The 770-nt window shown below is 55.8% G+C and carries 1 protein-coding gene; it reads right to left on the bottom strand.

What is annotated here, in order from left to right; all coding sequences use genetic code 11:
• Positions 1-190: 190 nt before the first annotated feature.
• Positions 191-496, bottom strand: a complete 306-nt coding sequence (locus NDO48_RS29035) for a DUF1236 domain-containing protein (protein ID WP_267322890.1) — start codon at positions 494-496, stop codon at positions 191-193.
• Positions 497-770 lie beyond the last annotated feature (274 nt).

Raw genomic sequence — 770 nt, 5'->3', positions numbered from 1 at the left:
CCTGCCTTCTCGACCAAGGATTGTTCAGTGCGTTTTTCCTTGTCGTTCGGGTCGCGGTAGTTTCGCGCCGGTTTACGAGCTCGGATCTCCTGATTGTTGTACGGCATGTGAATCCTGTCTCTTCAATCCAAATGTACGATGGAAGATGTCGGCGAGACGGGCGATGCCTCATCTCGCCGAGATCCTGCGGCTAGTTCATGATGTAGACGACCTTGCGCGTCTGCGGGTCAATCAGGACCGTGCGGCCGTCCATCTCCACATACTGGTACTGGTGTGGCAGCATGTTATCGGCCAAGGCGCCTGGCTTGAGGATGTCAGGAATGATAGCCCCCACGACCAGTTCGAAGTTGGACGGACGTTCGACGACCACTGGGTTGGCCTTCACGTATTCGCGGACCACAACTTCTTGCTCTGGGGTCACAACGACCGTCTGAGCGGCTGCAAATGCTGTACCTGCGAGCAAGATAATAGCTGCAAGAGTGCTTCGAAAAATCATCTCGATACCTCCTCAGTTGGTGAGGACCAACCCGCGCCAACTGAATCGGTTCCGAAAACGTGATCGGCGGTCGCGCTCCCGACAGTGGCGCGGTCAACAGATTTTCGGAGCACGCCGGCGGAGTGGAAAGGCAAGCCACCTCGGCTCATACGCCATTGGGATTGATGCTTTTGGCTTCAAGACCGATCGCAAACGCTAACACCAGCGCTGCCAATGTCGCCAAGAGGAACGCAGCACCAAAAGCACCGATTGCTCTTAGGTTTCCGATTTCCAG

The organism is Aminobacter sp. MET-1 (assembly GCF_026521175.1).
GTDB lineage: Bacteria > Pseudomonadota > Alphaproteobacteria > Rhizobiales > Rhizobiaceae > Aminobacter.
This window is presented reverse-complemented; position numbering and strand designations above follow the sequence as displayed.